Below are 17,728 nucleotides of genomic sequence, written 5' to 3' on the forward strand. Positions count from 1 at the left end.
GCAGCCCCTGCGCGAGCGCGGCGCGGCGCAGTGCCGAATGCGCGCGCCACAGCGCGCCGAGCGAGCCGATCAGCGCGCGATACGGCAGCCGCGTGGTCGGCTCGAAGCGCGGCAATCCGCGTGCGGCCACGGCGCCGATCACGGCGACGCTGGCGGCCGCGAGCGCGAACATCGCGCGCCAGCCGGCCGTCTCGGCGACGAATCCTGCCACGACGCGCGACAGCAGGATGCCGAGCAGCAACCCCGTCATCACCGTGCCGACGATCCGGCCGCGATGCGCGTCGTGCGCGAGCGTCGCGGCGGCCGGCACGACGTCCTGCGCCATCGTCGCGGCGAGGCCGATCGCGAAGCTCGCCGCGAGCAGCAGCCCGAGCGACGGCGCGATCGACGCCAACAGCAGCGCGACGACCAGCGCGGCGGCCTTGGTCACGATCACGCGGCGCCGGTCGAAGCGGTCGCCGAGCGGCGCGAGCAGCAGGATGCCGAGCGCATAGCCGAGCTGCGTGAGCGTCGGCACGAAGCCGATCGCCCGCGCCGACGCGCCGAGATCGGGCGCGAGCGCGCCGAGCATCGGCTGCGCGTAGTAGAGCGGGGCGACGCCGAGGCCGGCGGCGGCCGCGAGCAGCAGCACGAGCCGGCGATCGGGCATCGAATGGGCGGCCGCGGCCGGACGGGCCGGGGCGTGCGCCGCGCGCGGCGCGGCATCGAGACGGGTCGGGGTGGACATCGCGTACATCCTCGGTGGAAGAATGGGATGGACGCGAGTGTGGCGGTACGCGGCCGGCGACGGTAGTGCCACCCCGCGCAGATTTGTTATACGCTCCACGAATGACCGAAAAATCCTCTCCTTCTCCCGCTGCTGGCGGGTCTCGGCGCATCCAGGCGGTGCCGGTGGACGGCGCCGGCTATCGTTTCGAGCTGATGGAAACCTTCGTGCGCATAGTCGAGGCCGGCAGCCTGTCGGCGGCCGCCGTGCAACTGCATACGACGCAGCCGACCATCAGCCGGCGGCTGCAGGCGCTGGAAAATTCGCTCGGCATGCGGCTGCTGCAACGCACGACCCATACGATGCGGCTGACCGTCGACGGCGAACGGTGCTTCAAGCAGGCGAAGGAGTTGCTGGCGAGCTGGGCGGCGTTCGAGGCCGATTTGCGCGGCGCGCAGGAGGAGCCGGACGGGCTGCTGCGCGTCGCGGTGCCGCACGCGTTCGGCCAGCAGCGTTTCGTCGCGCCGCTCGCGCAGTTCCTGCGCGACTATCCGCGCGTGTCGGTCGAATGGCTGCTGCAGGACGAGGTGCGCGATTTCGTCGGCAGCGGCATCGATTGCGCGATCCAGGTCGGCGAGCCGACCGATCCGGGCGTGGTCGCGATCCGGCTGACGAAGGTGCCGCGCTTCGTGGTCGCCGCGCCGTCCGTGCTGAACGGCGCCGACGTGCCGGCCGATCCGGACGCGCTCGCCGCGCTGCCGTGGCTCGCGTTGCGCACGTACTACCGCACCGAGCTTGCGCTGACGCATGCGGCCACCGGCGACACGCGGCGCATCGCGATCCGCCCGCGCATCACGACCGCGAACCTGTATGCGCTGCGCAGCGCGGCGCTGCTGGGCGTCGGCGCGTGCGTCGGGTCGTCGTGGATGCTGGCCGACGATCTCGCGCGCGGCGATCTCGTGCACCTCGCGCCGGAGTGGCAGGCCGCGCCGCTACCGGTCTACCTCACTTATCCGCATGCGCAGTTCTATCCGTCGCGGCTCGTGCGGTTCGCCGCGATGATGCGCGAGGCCGTGCCGGCGCTGGTCGAAGGGCGCGACAGCTGAAGCGGGTGGTGCCGGGCGGCGGCTCGCGGTCAGCCGCGCCGGATTCCTTCCGGCAGGGCACTGATGCGGCGTACCTCGGGCGAATCGAGCCACGCGCGCGACGTCGCGCAGTCGACGAACATGTCGGTCGCGTCCTCGCCCCAGAACAGGTCGCCGTCGAGCACGAAAGTCGGCACGCCGAATACGTTCTCGGCGATCGCGCGATCCGTGTTCGCGCGCAGCGCGTCCTTCACCGGCTGGGCCTCGACGGCCGTCACGCCCTCCGGAAAGCCGACCGCTTCGCACAACGCGGCGAAGCCTTCCGGCGTCGATACGTCCTGACCGTCGCGCCAGATATGCCGGAAGATCCGCCGGATCGCGTCGCGCGAGCTGCCCATCGCGATCGCGAGGCGCAGCGGCTTGATCGGATTGAACGGGTGCGCGGGCGGCATCCGGAACGCAATGCCGAGCTTGTCCGCGCGGTATTGCGCATGCCGATAGGTGAACACGCGCTTGGCCGCGATCTCGGCCGGCGCTTTCTGGCCCCAGTGCGCGAGCAGCGCGCCGAGCACGATCGGCCGCGGTTCGAACGCGGCGGCGGGCGGCAACCGGTCGAACTGCTCCTGTTGCAGGTAGGCGAATGGCGAAACGAAATCGAAATACCAGCTGGCGGTGCGCGCGGCGTTCATCGCGGGTGTCTCCTCGGGCGGGTCCGGTTGACGGTTGCACGTTCGGTGCGTCGCCGGCAAACGGCGCGCTGCGTGCATCGGCGGCCAGTGTCGCATGCGGCCGCTTTTCGCGCTGCCGTATCGCGTGCCGCCCGCAACCGGCGTCCTACGACCGGGCGTCGTCGTCCGTCGACGATGCGAGCCGCGCGAGACTGTCGCGCACGGCCGGCGCGTCGTAGCGCGCGCCCGCGCCGCCGAGGGCGACGGTCGCCTTCTGCGCGAGCGGCAGCAGCATCGCGAGCGCCGCCGTCATCGCCGGCGCGGCGGCGAGCCGCGATTTCGGGCCCGACACCGTCAGCGCACCGACGCATTCGCCGGCCGCGCCGAACACGGGCACGGACGCCGAGGCCGTTTCCGGGTCGCGCTCGCCGTACGACGCGGCCCACAGCTGTTCGCGCACGTCGTTCCAGCGGGCGTCGTGCGTGTCGGTGAAGGCCAGCAGCACCTTGCCCGATGCGCCCTGGCCGACCGGAAACTCCTCGCCGACGCGGATCGACACGCGCACCGCCCGCGCGGGCTCGACGCGATACAGCACGGAGCGCACGTCGCCCTGACGCACGTAGAACGACGCCGTTTCCCCGAGCTCGCGGCTCAGCGTCTCGAGGAGCGGCTCGACCACCGGGCCGACACGGAACGAACGCTGGTACAGCGCGGCGAGCCGCAACGGCTCGTGCCCGACCGCGTACTGGCCGTCGTCGAGCTTGCGCATGAATCCGCCATGCTCGAGCGCGGCGAGCAGGCGCAGGATCGTGCTCTTGTACAGCCCGGTGCGGCGCGACAACTCGGCGAGCGACAGCCGGTCGTCGGTCTGGCCGAACGCACGGAGGATCGCGAACGCGCGGTCGAGCACCGCGACGCCGCTGGACGTTTCTTCCGTCGCCGGATCGGCTGCGTCGCCGGCGTGATCTGCTGGATTCCTGGGCACGGACCTGCTTCCTTCGAATGATGGTCGGTGGACTATATCGTTCTATCTGACAGAACACAAGTTCCAGAAAAACGCGATTTCACGGGTATACCCCGCTTATCGCCTATTCGATGCACGCTTAAAGTTCTGTCAAACAGAACTATGTTCTTTCAGGCAGAACGATGAGGTGTCGAATGAAGGTTTCAGAAAACACGAAGGTGCTGGTCAGCGAGGTCGGCCCGCGCGACGGGCTGCAGAGCATCAAGACCGTGATGCCGACAGCCGCCAAGCTGCGCTGGATCACCGCGCTGGCCGCGGCCGGCCTGCGCGAGATCGAGGTCGGGTCGTTCGTGCCGCCCGCGCTGTTGCCGCAGATGGCCGACGTACGCGAAGTCGTCGCGCACGCGCTTGCGATTCCCGGGCTGCACGTCGCCGCGCTCGCGCCGAATCTGCGCGGCGCCGAGGGCGCGTTCGACGCGGGCGTGCACAAGCTGACGTTGCCGGTCTCGGTGACGGAAGCCCATTCGGTGGCGAACATCCGCAAGACGCCCGCGCAGATGATCGACGAGGTGCGCGCGATCGTCGCATTGCGCGATGCACGGTTTCCGTCGGTGCAGATCGAGGCGGGCGTGTCGGTCGCGTTCGGTTGCACGATTGCGGGCGCGGTCTCCGACGACGAGACGATCGCGATGGCCGTCGCGATGGCCGAATGCGGTGTCGACGAAATCGGCCTGTCCGATACCAGCGGTTATGCGAACCCCGCGCAGGTGCGCCGGCTGTTCACGCGGCTGCGGCGCGAAGTCGGCGACAAGGCCGGCGGCGCGCATTTCCACAACACGCGCGGGCAGGGGCTCGCGAACGTCGTCGCGGCGCTCGACGTCGGCGTGACGACGATCGACGCGAGTCAGGGCGGCCTCGGCGGCTGCCCGTATGCGCCGGGCGCGACCGGCAACATCGTCACCGAGGATCTCGTGTTCCTGCTCGAAGCGATGGGATACGACACGGGCATCGACGTCGACGCACTGCTCGCCGCGCGCGCGATCCTGCAGGCGGCGCTGCCGTCCGAGACGCTGTACGGCCACGTGCCGGACGCAGGGTTGCCGAAGGGCTTCCGCTATGCGGATGGCCGCGCGCCGTCGGCCGCGCAACCGGAAGGATGCGTGACGGGAGTCGCACGATGAACGATCGACAACAGGCTGCCGCGCTGCCGTACGCGGGCGTGCGCGTGATCGAGATGACGCACATGGTGATGGGCCCGACGTGCGGGATGCTGCTCGCGGATCTCGGCGCGGAAGTGATCAAGATCGAACCGATCGCGGGCGACAGCACGCGCGCGCTGCGCGGTTCCGGCGCGGGCTTCTTCGGGATGTTCAACCGCAACAAGAAGAGCGTCGCGGTCGACGTGAAGGACCCGCGCGGGCTCGAGATCGTGCGGCGGCTCGTTGCGACGGCGGACGTCTTCAGCGAGAACTTCAAGAGCGGCACGATGGACCGGCTCGGGCTCGGTTACCCGCAACTGGACGCGCTGAATCCGCGCCTCGTCTACGTGTCGCACAAGGGCTTCCTGCCGGGGCCGTACGAGCATCGCACCGCGCTCGACGAGGTCGTGCAGATGATGGGCGGCCTGGCCTACATGACGGGCCCCGAAGGGCGGCCGCTGCGTGCGGGCGCGAGCGTGAACGACATCATGGGCGGCATGTTCGGCGCGATCGGCGCGATGGCCGCGCTCGCGCAGCGCGAGCGTACGGGCCGCGGCCAGCAGGTGCAGAGTTCGCTGTTCGAGAACAACGTGTTCCTCGTCGCGCAGCACATGATGCAGTTCGCGGTGACGGGGCAGGCCGCGTCGCCGATGCCGAGCCGGATTTCGGCGTGGGCCGTCTACGACGTGTTCTCCGTCAAGGACGACGAACAGATTTTTCTCGCGGTCGTGTCGGACACGCAGTGGGTGTTGTTCTGCGACGCGTTCGGCCTGGCCGCGCTGAAGGACGATCCGCGGCTCGCGACCAACAACCTGCGCGTGCAGGCGCGCGAATGGCTGCTGCCCGAGCTGCGTTCGCGGCTGGCGCCGTACCCGGCCGCGGAGATCGGCGCGATCTTCGAATCGACCGGCCTGCCGTATGCGCCGATCACGAAGCCGCAGGACCTGTTCGACGATCCGCATCTGCTCGCCACGGGCGGCCTCGAAGCCGTGACGCTGCCGGCCGACGCGAGCAGCGCCGGGCGGCCGGTCGACACGCGCACCGCGCTGCTGCCGCTGACGCTCGCGGGCGAACGCCTGCGGCTGCGCTCGGCGCCGCCCGCGCTCGGCCAGGACACGTGCGCGCTGCTCGGCGAACTCGGCTACACGCCGGACGACGCGCGTGCGCTGATCGAGGCCGGCGTCGTCGCGGGGCGGTACGGCGCGGACGCCGCCGCGCACGGCGACGCGCCGGGCGGCGCGCCGTCGGCGAACGAAGTGGCGAGCGCGTAGCGCGGCCGCGATTCATCGAACGAACAAAGGCGTCCGGGCCGCGCACCGCGCGGCAGAGGAGCGCCGCATCCACGGAGACAACCATGACATCCGCTTCCCCGGCGCTGCCCGCCGATCGCGAGACCGACACGTCGATCGAGCAACGGGCCGTGCGCAAGGCCGCGTGGCGCTTCATCCCGCTGCTCGCGCTCGCGTATTTCTTCAACTACCTGGATCGCACCAGCGTCGGCTTCGCGGCGCTCACGATGAACCGCGATCTCGGGCTGACCGCGACGCAGTTCGGCTGGGGTGCGGGGATCATGTTCGCCGGCTACTGCGTGTTCGAAGTGCCGAGCAATCTCGCGCTGTACCGCTTCGGCGCGCGCCGCTGGCTCGCCCGCATCATGATCACGTGGGGGCTGATGGCGGCCGCGACCGCGCTCGCGACCGGGCCGACCAGCTTCTACGCGATCCGGCTGCTGCTCGGCATCGGCGAGGCCGGGTTCTTTCCCGGCGTGATCTTCTTCCTCGCCGTGTGGTTTCCGGCGAGCTACCGCACGCGCGTGCTCGCGTGGTTCACCGTGTCGACGCCGCTGTCGTCGCTGGTCGGCGGCCCGCTGTCGACGTGGCTGCTGCAGCTCGACGGCACGTTCGGGCTCGCCGGCTGGAAGTGGATGTTCATCGTCGAAGGGCTGCCCGCGTGCGCGCTCGGCTTCCTCGTGCTGAAGCTGCTGTCGGATTCGCCGGCGAATGCCGCGTGGCTGTCGGACGACGAGCGGGCCGCGCTGCAGCGCGCGTTCGAGCGTGACGGCGCGGCCGCCGGCCGCAAGAAGCGCTTCGGCGTCGCGCTGCGCGACGTACGCGTCTACGTGCTTGCGCTGATCTCGTTCGGCTTCACGATGGGTTCGTACGGCATCGGCATCTGGTTGCCGCAAATGCTGAAGGCGCACGGGATGTCGACGATGCAGACCGGCTGGCTCTCCGCGGTGCCGTACTTCTTCGCCACGATCGCGCTGCTGTGGTGGGCGAAGCGGGTGGACCGTCGCGGCGGCCCGGTCGCGAACCTGGCGATCGGCTTGTGCATCGGCGCGGTGGCGCTCGGCGTGTCGACGCATTTCCTGACGCTCGGGCCGGCGCTCGTCGGCATCACGCTCGCGCTGATCGGCACGATTGCCGGCCGCACGATCTTCTACACGCTGCCGTCGCGCTTCCTGTCGGGCCAGGCCGCGGCCGGCGGGCTGGCGCTGATCAATTCGATCGGCGCGCTTGGCGGCTTCGCGGGCCCCTATCTCGTCGGCTACCTGAAGGACAGCTTCGGCACCTTCACGGCCGGGATGCTCGGCCTCGCGATCGTGCTGGCGATCACGACGTTGCTCACGCTGTCGCTGTACGCGTTCGACCGGAGCGAATGACATGACCTTTTCGATCAAACGGCGCCGGTTGATCGGTGCGGCCGCCGCCTCGCTCGCGCTGCCCGCGTTCGCCGAGACGCCGGCCCATGATGGAGCCTCCCGCATGACGCAAAGCAACTACCTCGCGGTCCGCCCCGACTGGCTCGCGTCGGCGCTCGAACCCGCGCTCGAGCCCGACCTGCCGATCGTCGACGCGCATCATCACTTCTACGAACGGCCGGGCTGGATCTACATGCTCGACGACTATCTGCGGGACGCGCGCTCGGGCCACAACATCCAGGCGTCCGTCTACATGCAGGCGCAGACGCGTTACCGCGATTCGGGCCCGGCCGAACTGAAGCCGGTGGGCGAGACGGCTTACGTCGCCGGCGTGACCGAGCCGCTTCAGCACGGCCCCGTGGCTGTCGCGAAAGGCATCGTCGGCCATGCGGACCTGCGGCTCGGCGAACGCGTGCGCGACGTGCTGGAAGCGCATCTCGAAGCGGGGCGCGGACGGTTTCGCGGCGTGCGGCACCTGAGTACGTGGGATGCCGATCCGACGCTCGCGAATCCGCTGTCGGCGGTGCCGCGCGGGCTGCTGCTCGATCCCGCGTACCGGGCCGGCGTCGCGCAACTTGCGCCGCTCGGGCTGTCGTACGACGCGTGGCTGTTCTTCCCGCAGTTGCCCGAATTATTCGATCTCGCCAAAGCGAACCCGGAGACGCGGATCATCGTCAACCATTGCGGCGGCGTCGTGCGGATCGGCAGCTATGCGGACAAGCGGCCGGAGGTGTTCGAGCGCTGGTCGGCGTCGATGCGCACGCTCGCGCAATTGCCGAACGTGTACGTGAAGGTCGGCGGCCTCGGGATGCGCATCAACGGGTTCGATTTCGAGAAAGGCGCGAAGCCGCCGTCTTCGGCGCAACTCGCCGACGCGTGGAAGCCGTGGATGATGACCTGCATCGACGCGTTCGGCCCCGGGCGCTGCATGTTCGAGAGCAATTTCCCGGTCGACAAGGGCTCGTATTCGTTCGTGAACGGCTGGAACGCGTTCAAGCGACTGACCGCGCAGGCCAGCGCGGACGAGCGCGACGCGCTGTTCCGCGGCACGGTCACGCACGCGTACCGGCTCGGCTGACGCGCGGGCGCGGCGTCACCCGGCTTCCACCAGCGCCGCGAGCCGCGCCAGCGCCATCTGCCAGCCGGTCTCGTTGTCGGCGGCCGGCACGCCGGGCGGCACGCCGTCGTGCACGGCGTCCACGCGCGTGCCGCCCGCTTCGTCGGACAGCGTGATCGTGATCGTCATCGCGCCGCGCAGCATCGGATCGTCGGTTTCGAATACATCGATCTCGACGATCTGCTGGTCGGGCACGAGCGTGACGAAGCGGCCGTGATAGGTGTCGGTGCGCGCGGTGGTCTTGCCGTTGCCGGCCGACGGTGCGTCGTAGCTCAGCGACACGCGCAGCGCGCCGCCTTCGCGCGTGTCGTAGGCGTGCACGCGGCAGGTCATGCCGTCGGGCACCTTCCATTGCTCGACCGCGTGCGGGTCGAGCAGCGCGCGATAGACGCGCCCCCGCGGCGCGTTCAGGTGCCGGCTGACCCGGGTCGAATGCGTGTGCGTGTGCAACATGTCGCCTCCCGCGAAGCGTGCGAGACGGTGCACGCCGGCGCCCGGCGTGTCGTCATGCTTCCTTCAGGAATCCTAGGCGCGGGCGCGGCGGCATGCAATGACCGCACGCGAGGCGGCGGTCAGCGCAGCGCGGCGGCGAAGTCGTCGAGCTGCGTGATGCAGGTGTTCCAGCCCTCGAAAAAGCCGAGCGCTTCGTGGCGCTCGCGCGTCGCGGCGTCGGGATGCATCACGCGCGCTTCGTAGCGGCTGCCCGCGTCGTCGTCGGCCATCGTGATGATCGCCGTGAAGCCCAGCCACGGCGTCTGCGGCCGCCAGCCGCCCGCGAGCATCGACGTGAACGCGAGCCGCGATTCCGGCACGATCTCGAGGAAGCAGCCGGGGTTGTCGCTCGTGCCGCCGTCGGGGCCGCGCATGAACGTATGGAAAGCGCCGCCCGGCCGCAGGTCGAACGCGCGCACCTCGGTGGTCCATGGTTTCGGGCACCACCATTCCTTCAGCAGCGCGGGGTCGGTCCAGGCGCGCCAGAGCGCCTGGCGCGGGGCGCGCAGCGTGCGCGTGATGACGAGATCGTGGGCTTCAGCGGGTTCGACGTGGCTGGCTGACATCTTGCTCCTCCTGGTGACGGCGTTCGACGAATTCGACGAGACGATCGGATCGCGCTTCCCATTGCGCGCGCTGCGCGGCGAGCCATGCCTCGGCCTCGGTCAGCCGGCTGCCGACCAGCACGCAGGTGCGCGAGCGGCCGGTTTTCCGGGTCGCGACGAGGCCGCTGCGCTCGAGCACCGCGACGTGCTTCATGAACGACGGCAGCGCCATGTCGAACGGCGCGGCCAGCGCGGAGACGGTCCGCTCGCCCTGGCCGAGCGCGCTGACGATCGCGCAGCGCGTCGGATCGGCGAGGGCATGGAACACGTCGCTGAGGCCGGCTTGAAGGTTATCCATTCGGCTAAGTGTAGGCGATGTTGCAGGCATGCAGCGAACATTTTCGTCACGTACGATAGTGGGGCGGTAACACGCGCCGACCGGGCGCCGCGTTGCCGGACGCCCGTCGCCGTTGAGCCCGCCTCGACGCCTGGCCGGTGTCGTTTCCGATTCCGGCCCACGCCGAACCCGTGCGTGCGGCCCACCTGACTACCGGAGAAGGCATGACCGAACCTGTTACCGTGCGCCGCGTCGGCGCGAGCGAAGCGATGGCTTGTGTCGACGCGCTGGCCGACGTGCTGATCGATTGCGTCGAAGGTGGCGCATCCGTCAGCTTCATGTTGCCGATCGCGCGGCCGACCGCCGTCGCGTTCTGGACGCGCGTGGCCGAGGGCGTCGCGAACGACGAGCGCATCCTGCTCGTCGCCGAGGATGCGTCCGGCCGGATCGTCGGCACCGTGCAGGTCGTAACCGCGCAGCCGGAGAACCAGCCGCATCGCGCGGACATCGCGAAGATGCTCGTGTCGCGGTACGCGCGCCGGCAGGGCGTCGCCGCGCGGCTGATGGCGGCCGCCGAAGCGGCCGCGCGCGACGCCGGCAAGACCGTGCTCGTGCTCGACACGGTGACGGGCGGCGACGCCGAACGGCTGTACGAGCGGGCCGGCTGGCAGCGCGTCGGCGTCGTGCCGAACTATGCGCTGATGCCCGACGGCGCGCTGTGCGCGACGACGTTTTTCCACAAGCAGCTCGCGTAATGGCATCCGTCGAACCGCCGCCTCGATGAAACGCGCCCACGTCGCTTTCGCCCTCACGGGCCTGCTCGTCGCGCTGCCGATTGCCGCGTATGCGCTCGTCAAGCCGTTGCGCGTCGTCGCGCCCGCGCTGATTCCGGGCGTGTCGTGCCCGAGCGCCGACATCTGCACGGACGATGTCGCGAAGCTCGGCGCGGCGCAGCAGCTCTATCGCGACGGCTCCGCGCGCGCGGCGGCGGCCGTCGGCCCGTTCCGGGCCGCGCCGCGCGTCGTGTTCTGCTCGACGCGCACGTGCGCCGATGCGTTCGGCCTCGGCGCGCGCGCGGGGCTGACGCTCGGCGATTTCGGCGTGGTGATCGCGCCGCGCGGCTGGCAGACCTACTTTCTCGCGCACGAGCTGATCCATCACCGGCAGGCGGAAGTGCTCGGCAACCTCGCCGTCGTGACGAAGCCGCGCTGGCTGATCGAAGGGATGGCGTATGCGCTCAGCGACGACCCGCGCCATCCGCTCGCGCAGCCGTTCGAATCGTGGCGCACGCAGTTTGCCGCGTGGAATGCGGCGCGCGGTGCGCAGCCGCTGTGGGACGCCGCGCGGGCAGTCCGATAGCGCGCGATGGCGACGCGGTCGCGCGCGAATGCCGATGAGCCGCTATGCCGGCACGGCGGCTGGATCGTCCGGCTGCCCGACGAGCGTGCGGCGCGCCGCATCGAGAATCTCGTCGGCCAACGCGGGATCGGTGCCGGCGACAGCGCGTGACAGCACGAGCGCGCCGACCATCTGGCTGAGAACGGCGATCGCGTCGTCGCGCGCGTCGGCCGCGGCCGAGCCTTCCGTGGCCACCATGCGTTCCAGTCGCTCGAGATACGCGGCGACGCCGCGCGTGTAGCAGGCGCGCGCCGCGTCGGTCAGCCGCGGCGCATCGCCCGCGAAGCCCGACAGCGGGCAGCCGCCCTCGACGTTGTCGCGATGCGCGCCCGACAGGTACGCCGTTACCTGTTTCGCGACGCTGCCGGCGTTCGGCGAATCCGCGCGATCCTGCATCGCCTTGTCCATCACTTCGGCGACCAGCGCGTCCTTCGACTTGAAATGGTTGTAGAAGCCGCCCTGCGTGAAGCCGGCTTCCTTCATCAATTCCGTCAGCCCGACGGCGTCGACGCCGCGCAGCCGGAACAGCCGCTCGGCGGCCGCGACGATCGCGTGGCGGTTTTCCGCCGCCTGTTGTCTCGAGACGCCCATCGATCCCTCCCTCATTCCTGCAATTGCGTCGATTGAAAACACAATGGCGATCACCATTGACGTGCCGAAGTCGCGCTGGCACCATGCATCGCAAAGACGATGGTGATCGACATTGAGATTCGAGTGTAGCCGACTTCGCGGACGAAGCGAAGCAACCGGCGCAGCATGGATCGAAGTCGGTCGGGGTCTGGGGTGCGGCGAGGCGCGGGCGGCGGGACGGCCCGGCTGTCGGCACCGGCGGGGCAACGGTTCGGTACACGATGGCAGCGTGGTTTTTCACCGGATTCCGGGCGTGCGGCGAACCGGCACGCGCGGGATTCAATCTCCGAAAGGAAGGGTCATGAAGATCGAAGGTGCAGTCGTTTTCATCACGGGCGCGAACCGCGGGCTTGGCCTCGAGTTCGCGAAGCAGGCGCTCGAACGGGGCGCGCGGAAGGTCTACGCGGGCGCGCGCGATCCGGCCAGCGTGACGCTGCCGGGCGTCGTGCCCGTGAAGCTCGACGTGACCGATCCGGCGGCGGTCGCCGCGGCGGCCGATGCGGCGCGCGACGTCACGCTGCTGATCAACAATGCCGGCATCGCGCGGCTCGGCAGCCTGACCGACGAGGGCGCCGTCGACGCATTGCGCGCGCACCTGGAGACCAACGTGTTCGGGATGCTGGCGATGTCGCGCGCGTTCGCGGGCACCCTCGCGGCCCACGGTGGCGGCGCGATCCTGAACATCCTGTCGGTCGCGAGCTGGGTGAACCGGCCGATCCTGTCGGGCTACGGCGTGTCGAAATCGGCCGCATGGGCGCTGACCAACGGGCTGCGCCATTCGCTGCGCGAGCAGCACACGCAGGTCGTCGGGCTGCATGCCGGTTTCATCGATACCGACCTGACGGCCGGCCTCGACGTGCCGAAGGCCACGCCGGCCGACGTCGTGCGTCAGGCGTACGACGCCATCGAAGCGGGGGCGGAGGAAGTGTCGACCGACGAGTTCACGCGGCAGGTGAAGGCCACGCTGTCGTCGGGCGTCTATCTGGAAGAACCGGCGCCGCGTTGACGCCGCCGGTCGTGCGAACCCGCCGCCCGCGCCGTGAGCGCGGCGGCGGATCGACGCGTCAGACCGTCGTGTCGATGATGCCCGGGATCTTCACGTCCGGGTTCACGTCCGCGTCGTAGTCGACGCCGGCGATCTCGAAGCCGAACAGGCGCAGGAACTCCGTCTTGTAACCCGCGAAGTCGGTCATCTCGTACAGGTTCTCGTTCGTCACCTTGTCCCACATCGCGACGACCTTGTCCTGCACCTGCGGATCGAGTTCCTTGTAGTCCGCGCGCAGGCGGCCTTCTTCGTCGACGTGCGGCGTCGCGCCGTACAGGCTGTCCTTCAGGAGCCCGTACACCTGCTCGATGCAGCCTTCGTGCGTGCCGGTTTCCTTCATCACCTTGAACAGCAGCGACAGGTACAGCGGCATCATCGGGATCGCCGAGCTGGCTTGCGTGACGACGGCCTTCAGCACCGACACGCGCGCATCGCCGCCGTGCGCGGCCAGCTTGTCGCGGATCGACAGCACCTTCTTGTCGAGATCCTTCTTCGCTTCGCCGATCGAGCCGTTCCAGTAGATGTCGTGCGTGATCTGCTCGCCGAGGTACGTGAACGCGGTGGTCTTCGCGCCGTCGGCCAGCACGCCGGCTTCATCGAGCGCGTCGATCCACATCTGCCAGTCCTCGCCGCCCATCACCGCGACGGTGCCGTCGATCTCTTCCTGCGTCGCCGGTTCGAGCGACACTTCGCGGATTACTTCCTTGTCGGTGTCGAGGCCGCGGAACGTGACGGCCTTGCCGACCGGCTTGAGCGTCGAGCTGATGGTTTCGCCGGTCTTCGGGTGCGTACGGCGCGGTGCGGCGAGGCTGTAGACGACCAGATCGACCTTGCCGAGATCCTGCTTGATGGTGTCGATCGTGACCTGCTTGACCTTGTCGGAGAAGGCGTCGCCGTTGATGCTGCGTGCATACAGCCCCTTTTCCGCGGCGAATTTCTCGAACGCGGCGCTGTTGTACCAGCCGGCCGTGCCCGGCTTCGTCTCGCTGCCGGCACGCTCGAAGAACACGCCGAGCGTGTCCGCGCCCGAGCCGAATGCGGCCGAGATCCGGGCGGCGAGGCCGTAGCCGGTCGACGCGCCGATCACGAGCACCTTTTTCGGGCCATTGGCGATCGGGCCGTGCGAAGTCACGTAGTCGATCTGTTCCTTGACGTTGGCTTCGCAGCCGACCGGATGAGTCGTCACGCAGATGAAGCCACGCACGCGCGGTTTGATGATCATGGAAACCTCTTGTCTGAAAGGCGGGGACGGCCTGAAATCGGAAAAATCCCGCGCATTGTAAAGGAAGCGGCCGATCGCGGGCGGGCGCGACCGGAAGGTGCCGGATCGCCCGGTTATTTCTCTCTTGACAGAAATAACTGAAAAAACTAAATTCCCCACCATGGAACTCACACCGATTGCCGAACGATTCATTCTCCACTGGGGCGAAATGGGCTCGCGGTGGGGCGTCAACCGCACCGTCTCGCAGATTCACGCGTTGCTCTACCTGGCCGGACGGCCGGTTGCGGCCGACGAGATCGCCGAGACGCTCAACGTCGCGCGCTCCAACGTCAGCACGAGCCTGAAGGAGCTGCAGGCGTGGCGGCTCGCGAAGGTCGTGCATGTGCTCGGCGACCGCCGCGACCACTTCGAGACGTCGACCGACATCTGGGAATTGTTCAAGCTGATCGTCGAAGGGCGGCGGCAGCGCGAGATCGAGCCGACGCTCACGGTGCTGCGCGATTGCCTGACGAGCCCGGAGATCGCGAACGAGAGCCGCGAGACCGAACAGCGCATCCGCGACACGCTGCAGTTCGTCGAGACGCTGACGACCTGGTCGGACGAAATGCTGCGGCTCAAGCCCGATACGCTGATGAAGGCGCTCGGCATCGGCGCGAAGATCAGCCAGACGGTCAGGCGCAAGCCGTCGAAGTAAGCGGTAACGGGAGAGCGGGCACGCAGCCCGCTTTTTTCGGGGTTGTTATTTCTGTCTGTACAGAAATAACTGTAAATAGAGAGTGAAAATGAACGCAGCCTTGCCGTCGATCTGCCCGCCCGAGCGCACCGGCGTACGCGGCGTGACCGTGCTCGTCTGCGGCGCGAACGGCTTCATCGGGCGGGCGCTGTGCGCGCAGCTCGAAGCCGGCGGGCATCGCGTGCTGCGCGGCGTGCGTCACGCGGCCGGCCCGTACGACGTCGCGATCGACTTCGCGCACGACGTCGATCCGCACGCGTGGCTCGCGCGGCTGAAGGGCGTCGACGTGGTGATCAACGCGGTCGGCATGCTGGCCGATCGACGCGGCGCGACGCTCGATGCCGTGCATCGCGCCGCGCCGAGCGCGCTCTTTACCGCGTGCTGCCGGGCCGGCGTGCGGCGCGTGATCCAGATCTCGGCGCTCGGCGTCGAGCGCGGCGACACGCGGTACTTCGCGAGCAAGCAGGCGGCCGACCGTTTCCTGCAGACGCTGCCGATCGACTTCCGCATCGTGCGCCCCGCGCTCGTCTACGGGGCGGCCGGCGCGTCCGCGCGGTTTTTCCGGATGCTCGCGAGCCTGCCCGTGCACGTGCTGCCGGCAGGCGGGCATCAGCGACTGCGCCCGGTGCATGTCGATGATCTCGCCGAAGTCGTCGCGCGGCTCGTGATGCAGCCGAGCGATTCGCCGCCGGCGCGAGCCCGCCGCGTGATCGACGTGGTCGGCCGCGACGAAGTCGAATACCGCGAGATGCTGGCCGCCTATCGCGCCGCGCTCGGATTTCCGCCGGCGGCCCGCGTGACGCTGCCGGGCCGGCTGGTCGGCGCGGCGGCCGCGCTGCTCGGCGTGTGGCCGGGGGCGATGCTGACGCGCGACACGTGGACGATGCTGCGCGGCGGCAACACCGGCGATCCGGTGGCCACCGCGGCCGTGCTCGGCCGGCCGCCGCGCGGCATCGACAGCTTCATCGGCGCGGAAGCCGCCGCGTTGCGCCGCGACGCGCTCGCGATGTGGCGGCGCCCGTTGCTGTTGGGCGCGCTCGCGATCGTGTGGATCTGGACGGCCATCGCCAGCGCATTCATCCATCCGCTGCACGCGAGCCTCGCGCTGCTTGCGCCCGCGCACCTGACGGGCATGCCCGCGCTGATCGCGCTCTACGCGGCCAGCGCGGTGGATTTCGCGTTCGGGATCGCGACCGTCGTCGCGCCGTCGCGGCGCCTGTGGGCCGCGCAGGCGGCGCTGATCGTCGCGTACTCGGCGGTCATCGCGGTCACGATGCCGGGCCTGCTGGCCGAACCGTTCGGCCCCGTGCTCAAGAACGTGCCGATTCTCGCCATCCTGTTGATCCTCTATTCAGAAGAAGAACAAGCATGAACACCTATCTCGTCATCAAGGCCCTTCACATCCTGTCCTCGGTGCTGCTGGTCGGCACGGGGTTCGGCACCGCGTTCTACCTGTTCTTCGCGAACCGCACGCGGTCGGTGCCCGCGATCGCGGCCGTGTCGCGGCTCGTGGTGCGCGCGGACTGGTGGTTCACGACGCCGGCCGTGATCTTCCAGCCGGCGTCCGGGCTGTGGCTCGCGCACACGGCGGGCTGGCCGTGGCATACGCCGTGGCTGCTCGCGTCGATCGTGCTGTACGCGGTTGCCGGTGCGTGCTGGCTGCCGGTCGTCTGGCTGCAACTCGAACTTGCATCGATGGCGAAGCTTGCGCACGCGAACGGCGATGCCGCATTGCCGGCGCGCTACTGGCGCTACGCGAAGCGCTGGGAACTGCTCGGCTATCCGGCGTTCTTCGCGATGCTGACCGTCTATTTCCTGATGGTGGTCAAGCCGATGTAAGCCGGTCGTCGTCGCACGGGAGCGACGGCGTACGCGGGACAGCAGTCGATCGATTCATGATGCTTGAGAAAACAAGAAGGAGTGCAAAGCATGAATGCAAATGAATTGGTGCTGTATTTCGATGGGCGATGTCCGTTATGCGTCGCGGAAATCCGGCGTCTCGGCGAGCACGACGTGCGACACCGGCTCGCGTTCGTCGACATCGCCGAGCCGGGTTTCGATCCGGTGCCGCTGGACGTCGACCTGCCCGCGCTGAATCGCGAACTGCATGCGCGTCTACCCGACGGACGCATGCTGACCGGCATCGACAGCATCCTCGCTGCTCACACGCTACTCGGCCGTCGCGGGCTCGTCCGGCTGCTTCGCGTGCCGGCGATGCGTGCCGTATTCGCATCGCTGTATCGCCGCCTGGCGGGCAATCGGCAAGCGGTATCGCGGTGGCTCGGGTATCGCGCAGAAGCCTGCTGCGAAGGCGGTACGTGCAGCATCGGCAGGAACGCCGAAAGCGCAGCAGCGAATCGCCCGCCACAAGACATCCCGCGCCGCATCGTCGTGCGCTGGATGTACGCAGCCGCAATCGTGCATCTGCTCGTCGGCGTGGTGCTCCCGTGGATCGCGGGCGCATCCTGGCTCGACGCGTATCACCGCGGCATCGAGCGGCATTTCTGGTCGGCAGCGGCACCCGGAGCCGCGCGCGCCCAGCAGGTCTGGTGGATGTCGCTGCTCGGCGCGACGGTGCAGTGCGCCGCGGTCTGGATGCTCGCGCTCGTCCATCTCGGCAACCGGTTACGGAAACGGGAAGTATGGGGCTGGCTGCTGGCCGGCCTGTTGATCTGGGCGCCGCAGGACATGCTGTTGTCGTGGCAGGCGCAGGTGTGGGGCCATGTAGTGATCGACGTCGTCGCGCTCGTCGCGATGGTGCCGCCGCTGGTCTGGCTGTGGAGGAGGGATACCGCATGAACACGTTGCCTGCTTTCGACTGGGCGCTCAACCTGCTGATCGTGCAGGGCGCGATGGGCGCATTCGATACGCTCTACCATCACGAAC

General features: G+C 69.2%; 20 protein-coding genes. 12 read left to right on the forward strand and 8 right to left on the reverse strand.

The genetic code is table 11. The features are described from left to right. A partial coding sequence (locus tag JMF90_RS02800) for an MFS transporter (protein ID WP_201324950.1) occupies window positions 1-727 on the reverse strand: 727 nt, incomplete at its 3' end. Window positions 728-828: 101 nt separating this feature from the next. On the opposite strand from JMF90_RS02800, the gene JMF90_RS02805 reads away from it, so the two are divergent. Then, on the forward strand, window positions 829-1,812 hold the full coding sequence (locus JMF90_RS02805) for a LysR family transcriptional regulator (RefSeq protein WP_011548953.1): 984 nt from the start codon (window positions 829-831) through the stop codon (window positions 1,810-1,812). Between the two features lie 29 nt (window positions 1,813-1,841). Here JMF90_RS02805 and JMF90_RS02810 read toward each other — a convergent pair whose 3' ends face one another. Then, window positions 1,842-2,480: a 2-hydroxychromene-2-carboxylate isomerase gene (locus JMF90_RS02810; RefSeq protein ID WP_011548954.1), complete on the reverse strand. Its 639-nt coding sequence runs from the start codon at window positions 2,478-2,480 to the stop codon at window positions 1,842-1,844. A 145-nt stretch (window positions 2,481-2,625) separates the two neighbouring features. Then, window positions 2,626-3,444 carry an IclR family transcriptional regulator gene (locus JMF90_RS02815; protein ID WP_011548955.1) on the reverse strand — a complete coding sequence of 273 codons (819 nt, stop codon included), beginning with the start codon at window positions 3,442-3,444 and terminating at the stop codon, window positions 2,626-2,628. A 173-nt stretch (window positions 3,445-3,617) separates the two neighbouring features. On the opposite strand from JMF90_RS02815, the gene JMF90_RS02820 reads away from it, so the two are divergent. The 4 genes from JMF90_RS02820 to JMF90_RS02835 all read left to right on the forward strand — a co-directional run bounded on the left by JMF90_RS02820 (window position 3,618) and on the right by JMF90_RS02835 (window position 8,401). Next, a complete protein-coding gene (locus JMF90_RS02820) occupies window positions 3,618-4,604 on the forward strand; it encodes a hydroxymethylglutaryl-CoA lyase (RefSeq protein ID WP_011548956.1) in 987 nt (328 codons plus the stop codon). Further along, window positions 4,601-5,893, forward strand: coding sequence for a CaiB/BaiF CoA-transferase family protein (locus JMF90_RS02825; protein ID WP_011548957.1), 1,293 nt, complete (start codon window positions 4,601-4,603; stop codon window positions 5,891-5,893). Before JMF90_RS02820 ends, JMF90_RS02825 begins: the two co-directional genes overlap by 4 nt. A gap of 83 nt (window positions 5,894-5,976) precedes the next feature. Continuing rightward, the gene (locus JMF90_RS02830) at window positions 5,977-7,284 is read left to right on the forward strand and encodes an MFS transporter (RefSeq protein WP_011548958.1); all 1,308 of its coding nucleotides are present in this window, start codon (window positions 5,977-5,979) and stop codon (window positions 7,282-7,284) included. A 1-nt stretch (window position 7,285) separates the two neighbouring features. Further along, window positions 7,286-8,401, forward strand: a complete 1,116-nt coding sequence (locus JMF90_RS02835) for an amidohydrolase (RefSeq protein ID WP_011548959.1) — start codon at window positions 7,286-7,288, stop codon at window positions 8,399-8,401. 15 nt (window positions 8,402-8,416) lie between these two features. Here JMF90_RS02835 and JMF90_RS02840 read toward each other — a convergent pair whose 3' ends face one another. From JMF90_RS02840 to JMF90_RS02850, 3 genes are all read right to left on the reverse strand, one after another. After that, window positions 8,417-8,893 (reverse strand): SRPBCC family protein, encoded by a 477-nt coding sequence (locus JMF90_RS02840; RefSeq protein ID WP_011548960.1) that lies wholly within the window; start codon window positions 8,891-8,893, stop codon window positions 8,417-8,419. Between the two features lie 119 nt (window positions 8,894-9,012). Further along, window positions 9,013-9,498, reverse strand: coding sequence for an SRPBCC family protein (locus tag JMF90_RS02845; RefSeq protein ID WP_011548961.1), 486 nt, complete (start codon window positions 9,496-9,498; stop codon window positions 9,013-9,015). Further along, the gene (locus tag JMF90_RS02850; protein WP_041489456.1) at window positions 9,470-9,835 is read right to left on the reverse strand and encodes a helix-turn-helix transcriptional regulator; all 366 of its coding nucleotides are present in this window, start codon (window positions 9,833-9,835) and stop codon (window positions 9,470-9,472) included. The genes JMF90_RS02845 and JMF90_RS02850 overlap by 29 nt, the downstream gene beginning before the upstream one ends. Before the next feature lie 203 nt (window positions 9,836-10,038). On the opposite strand from JMF90_RS02850, the gene JMF90_RS02855 reads away from it, so the two are divergent. Continuing rightward, window positions 10,039-10,569, forward strand: coding sequence for a GNAT family N-acetyltransferase (locus JMF90_RS02855; protein WP_011548963.1), 531 nt, complete (start codon window positions 10,039-10,041; stop codon window positions 10,567-10,569). A 25-nt stretch (window positions 10,570-10,594) separates the two neighbouring features. After that, on the forward strand, window positions 10,595-11,173 hold the full coding sequence (locus JMF90_RS02860; RefSeq protein ID WP_011548964.1) for a membrane protein: 579 nt from the start codon (window positions 10,595-10,597) through the stop codon (window positions 11,171-11,173). A gap of 42 nt (window positions 11,174-11,215) precedes the next feature. Here JMF90_RS02860 and JMF90_RS02865 read toward each other — a convergent pair whose 3' ends face one another. Beyond that, window positions 11,216-11,803: a TetR/AcrR family transcriptional regulator gene (locus JMF90_RS02865; protein WP_011548965.1), complete on the reverse strand. Its 588-nt coding sequence runs from the start codon at window positions 11,801-11,803 to the stop codon at window positions 11,216-11,218. 340 nt (window positions 11,804-12,143) lie between these two features. Between JMF90_RS02865 and JMF90_RS02870 the strand changes: the two genes are divergently transcribed. Then, window positions 12,144-12,848: an SDR family oxidoreductase gene (locus tag JMF90_RS02870; RefSeq protein ID WP_011548966.1), complete on the forward strand. Its 705-nt coding sequence runs from the start codon at window positions 12,144-12,146 to the stop codon at window positions 12,846-12,848. A 58-nt stretch (window positions 12,849-12,906) separates the two neighbouring features. Here JMF90_RS02870 and fabV read toward each other — a convergent pair whose 3' ends face one another. Next, complete coding sequence (gene fabV, locus JMF90_RS02875) at window positions 12,907-14,109, reverse strand: enoyl-ACP reductase FabV (protein WP_011548967.1); 1,203 nt, start codon at window positions 14,107-14,109, stop codon at window positions 12,907-12,909. Between the two features lie 160 nt (window positions 14,110-14,269). Here fabV and JMF90_RS02880 point away from each other — a divergent pair, with 160 nt between their 5' ends. The 4 genes from JMF90_RS02880 (at window position 14,270) to JMF90_RS40765 (ending at window position 17,641) form a co-directional block, all read left to right on the forward strand. Continuing rightward, window positions 14,270-14,803, forward strand: a complete 534-nt coding sequence (locus tag JMF90_RS02880; protein ID WP_011548968.1) for a GbsR/MarR family transcriptional regulator — start codon at window positions 14,270-14,272, stop codon at window positions 14,801-14,803. Window positions 14,804-14,891: 88 nt separating this feature from the next. Next, on the forward strand, window positions 14,892-16,214 hold the full coding sequence (locus JMF90_RS02885) for an SDR family oxidoreductase (RefSeq protein ID WP_011548969.1): 1,323 nt from the start codon (window positions 14,892-14,894) through the stop codon (window positions 16,212-16,214). Then, a complete protein-coding gene (locus tag JMF90_RS02890) occupies window positions 16,211-16,681 on the forward strand; it encodes a DUF2269 domain-containing protein (protein WP_011548970.1) in 471 nt (156 codons plus the stop codon). Before JMF90_RS02885 ends, JMF90_RS02890 begins: the two co-directional genes overlap by 4 nt. Window positions 16,682-16,771: 90 nt before the next feature. Beyond that, window positions 16,772-17,641, forward strand: a complete 870-nt coding sequence (locus JMF90_RS40765) for a thiol-disulfide oxidoreductase DCC family protein (RefSeq protein WP_011548971.1) — start codon at window positions 16,772-16,774, stop codon at window positions 17,639-17,641. Window positions 17,642-17,728 lie beyond the last annotated feature (87 nt).

This window comes from Burkholderia sp. E168m23, assembly GCF_016586125.1.
Taxonomy (GTDB): Bacteria; Pseudomonadota; Gammaproteobacteria; order Burkholderiales; family Burkholderiaceae; genus Burkholderia; species Burkholderia orbicola.

Excerpts from the sequence above, each read along its gene's own strand:
- JMF90_RS02805 (WP_011548953.1), top strand. The coding sequence starts at position 829 with ATGACCGAAAAATCCTCTCCTTCTCCCGCTGCTGGCGGGTCTCGGCGC.
- JMF90_RS02810 (WP_011548954.1), bottom strand. The coding sequence starts at position 2,480 with ATGAACGCCGCGCGCACCGCCAGCTGGTATTTCGATTTCGTTTCGCCA.
- JMF90_RS02820 (WP_011548956.1), top strand. The coding sequence starts at position 3,618 with ATGAAGGTTTCAGAAAACACGAAGGTGCTGGTCAGCGAGGTCGGCCCG.
- JMF90_RS02825 (WP_011548957.1), top strand. The coding sequence starts at position 4,601 with ATGAACGATCGACAACAGGCTGCCGCGCTGCCGTACGCGGGCGTGCGC.
- JMF90_RS02830 (WP_011548958.1), top strand. The coding sequence starts at position 5,977 with ATGACATCCGCTTCCCCGGCGCTGCCCGCCGATCGCGAGACCGACACG.
- JMF90_RS02835 (WP_011548959.1), top strand. The coding sequence starts at position 7,286 with ATGACCTTTTCGATCAAACGGCGCCGGTTGATCGGTGCGGCCGCCGCC.
- JMF90_RS02840 (WP_011548960.1), bottom strand. The coding sequence starts at position 8,893 with ATGTTGCACACGCACACGCATTCGACCCGGGTCAGCCGGCACCTGAAC.
- JMF90_RS02845 (WP_011548961.1), bottom strand. The coding sequence starts at position 9,498 with ATGTCAGCCAGCCACGTCGAACCCGCTGAAGCCCACGATCTCGTCATC.
- JMF90_RS02850 (WP_041489456.1), bottom strand. The coding sequence starts at position 9,835 with ATGGATAACCTTCAAGCCGGCCTCAGCGACGTGTTCCATGCCCTCGCC.
- JMF90_RS02855 (WP_011548963.1), top strand. The coding sequence starts at position 10,039 with ATGACCGAACCTGTTACCGTGCGCCGCGTCGGCGCGAGCGAAGCGATG.
- JMF90_RS02860 (WP_011548964.1), top strand. The coding sequence starts at position 10,595 with ATGAAACGCGCCCACGTCGCTTTCGCCCTCACGGGCCTGCTCGTCGCG.
- JMF90_RS02865 (WP_011548965.1), bottom strand. The coding sequence starts at position 11,803 with ATGGGCGTCTCGAGACAACAGGCGGCGGAAAACCGCCACGCGATCGTC.
- JMF90_RS02870 (WP_011548966.1), top strand. The coding sequence starts at position 12,144 with ATGAAGATCGAAGGTGCAGTCGTTTTCATCACGGGCGCGAACCGCGGG.
- fabV (WP_011548967.1), bottom strand. The coding sequence starts at position 14,109 with ATGATCATCAAACCGCGCGTGCGTGGCTTCATCTGCGTGACGACTCAT.
- JMF90_RS02880 (WP_011548968.1), top strand. The coding sequence starts at position 14,270 with ATGGAACTCACACCGATTGCCGAACGATTCATTCTCCACTGGGGCGAA.
- JMF90_RS02885 (WP_011548969.1), top strand. The coding sequence starts at position 14,892 with ATGAACGCAGCCTTGCCGTCGATCTGCCCGCCCGAGCGCACCGGCGTA.
- JMF90_RS02890 (WP_011548970.1), top strand. The coding sequence starts at position 16,211 with ATGAACACCTATCTCGTCATCAAGGCCCTTCACATCCTGTCCTCGGTG.
- JMF90_RS40765 (WP_011548971.1), top strand. The coding sequence starts at position 16,772 with ATGAATGCAAATGAATTGGTGCTGTATTTCGATGGGCGATGTCCGTTA.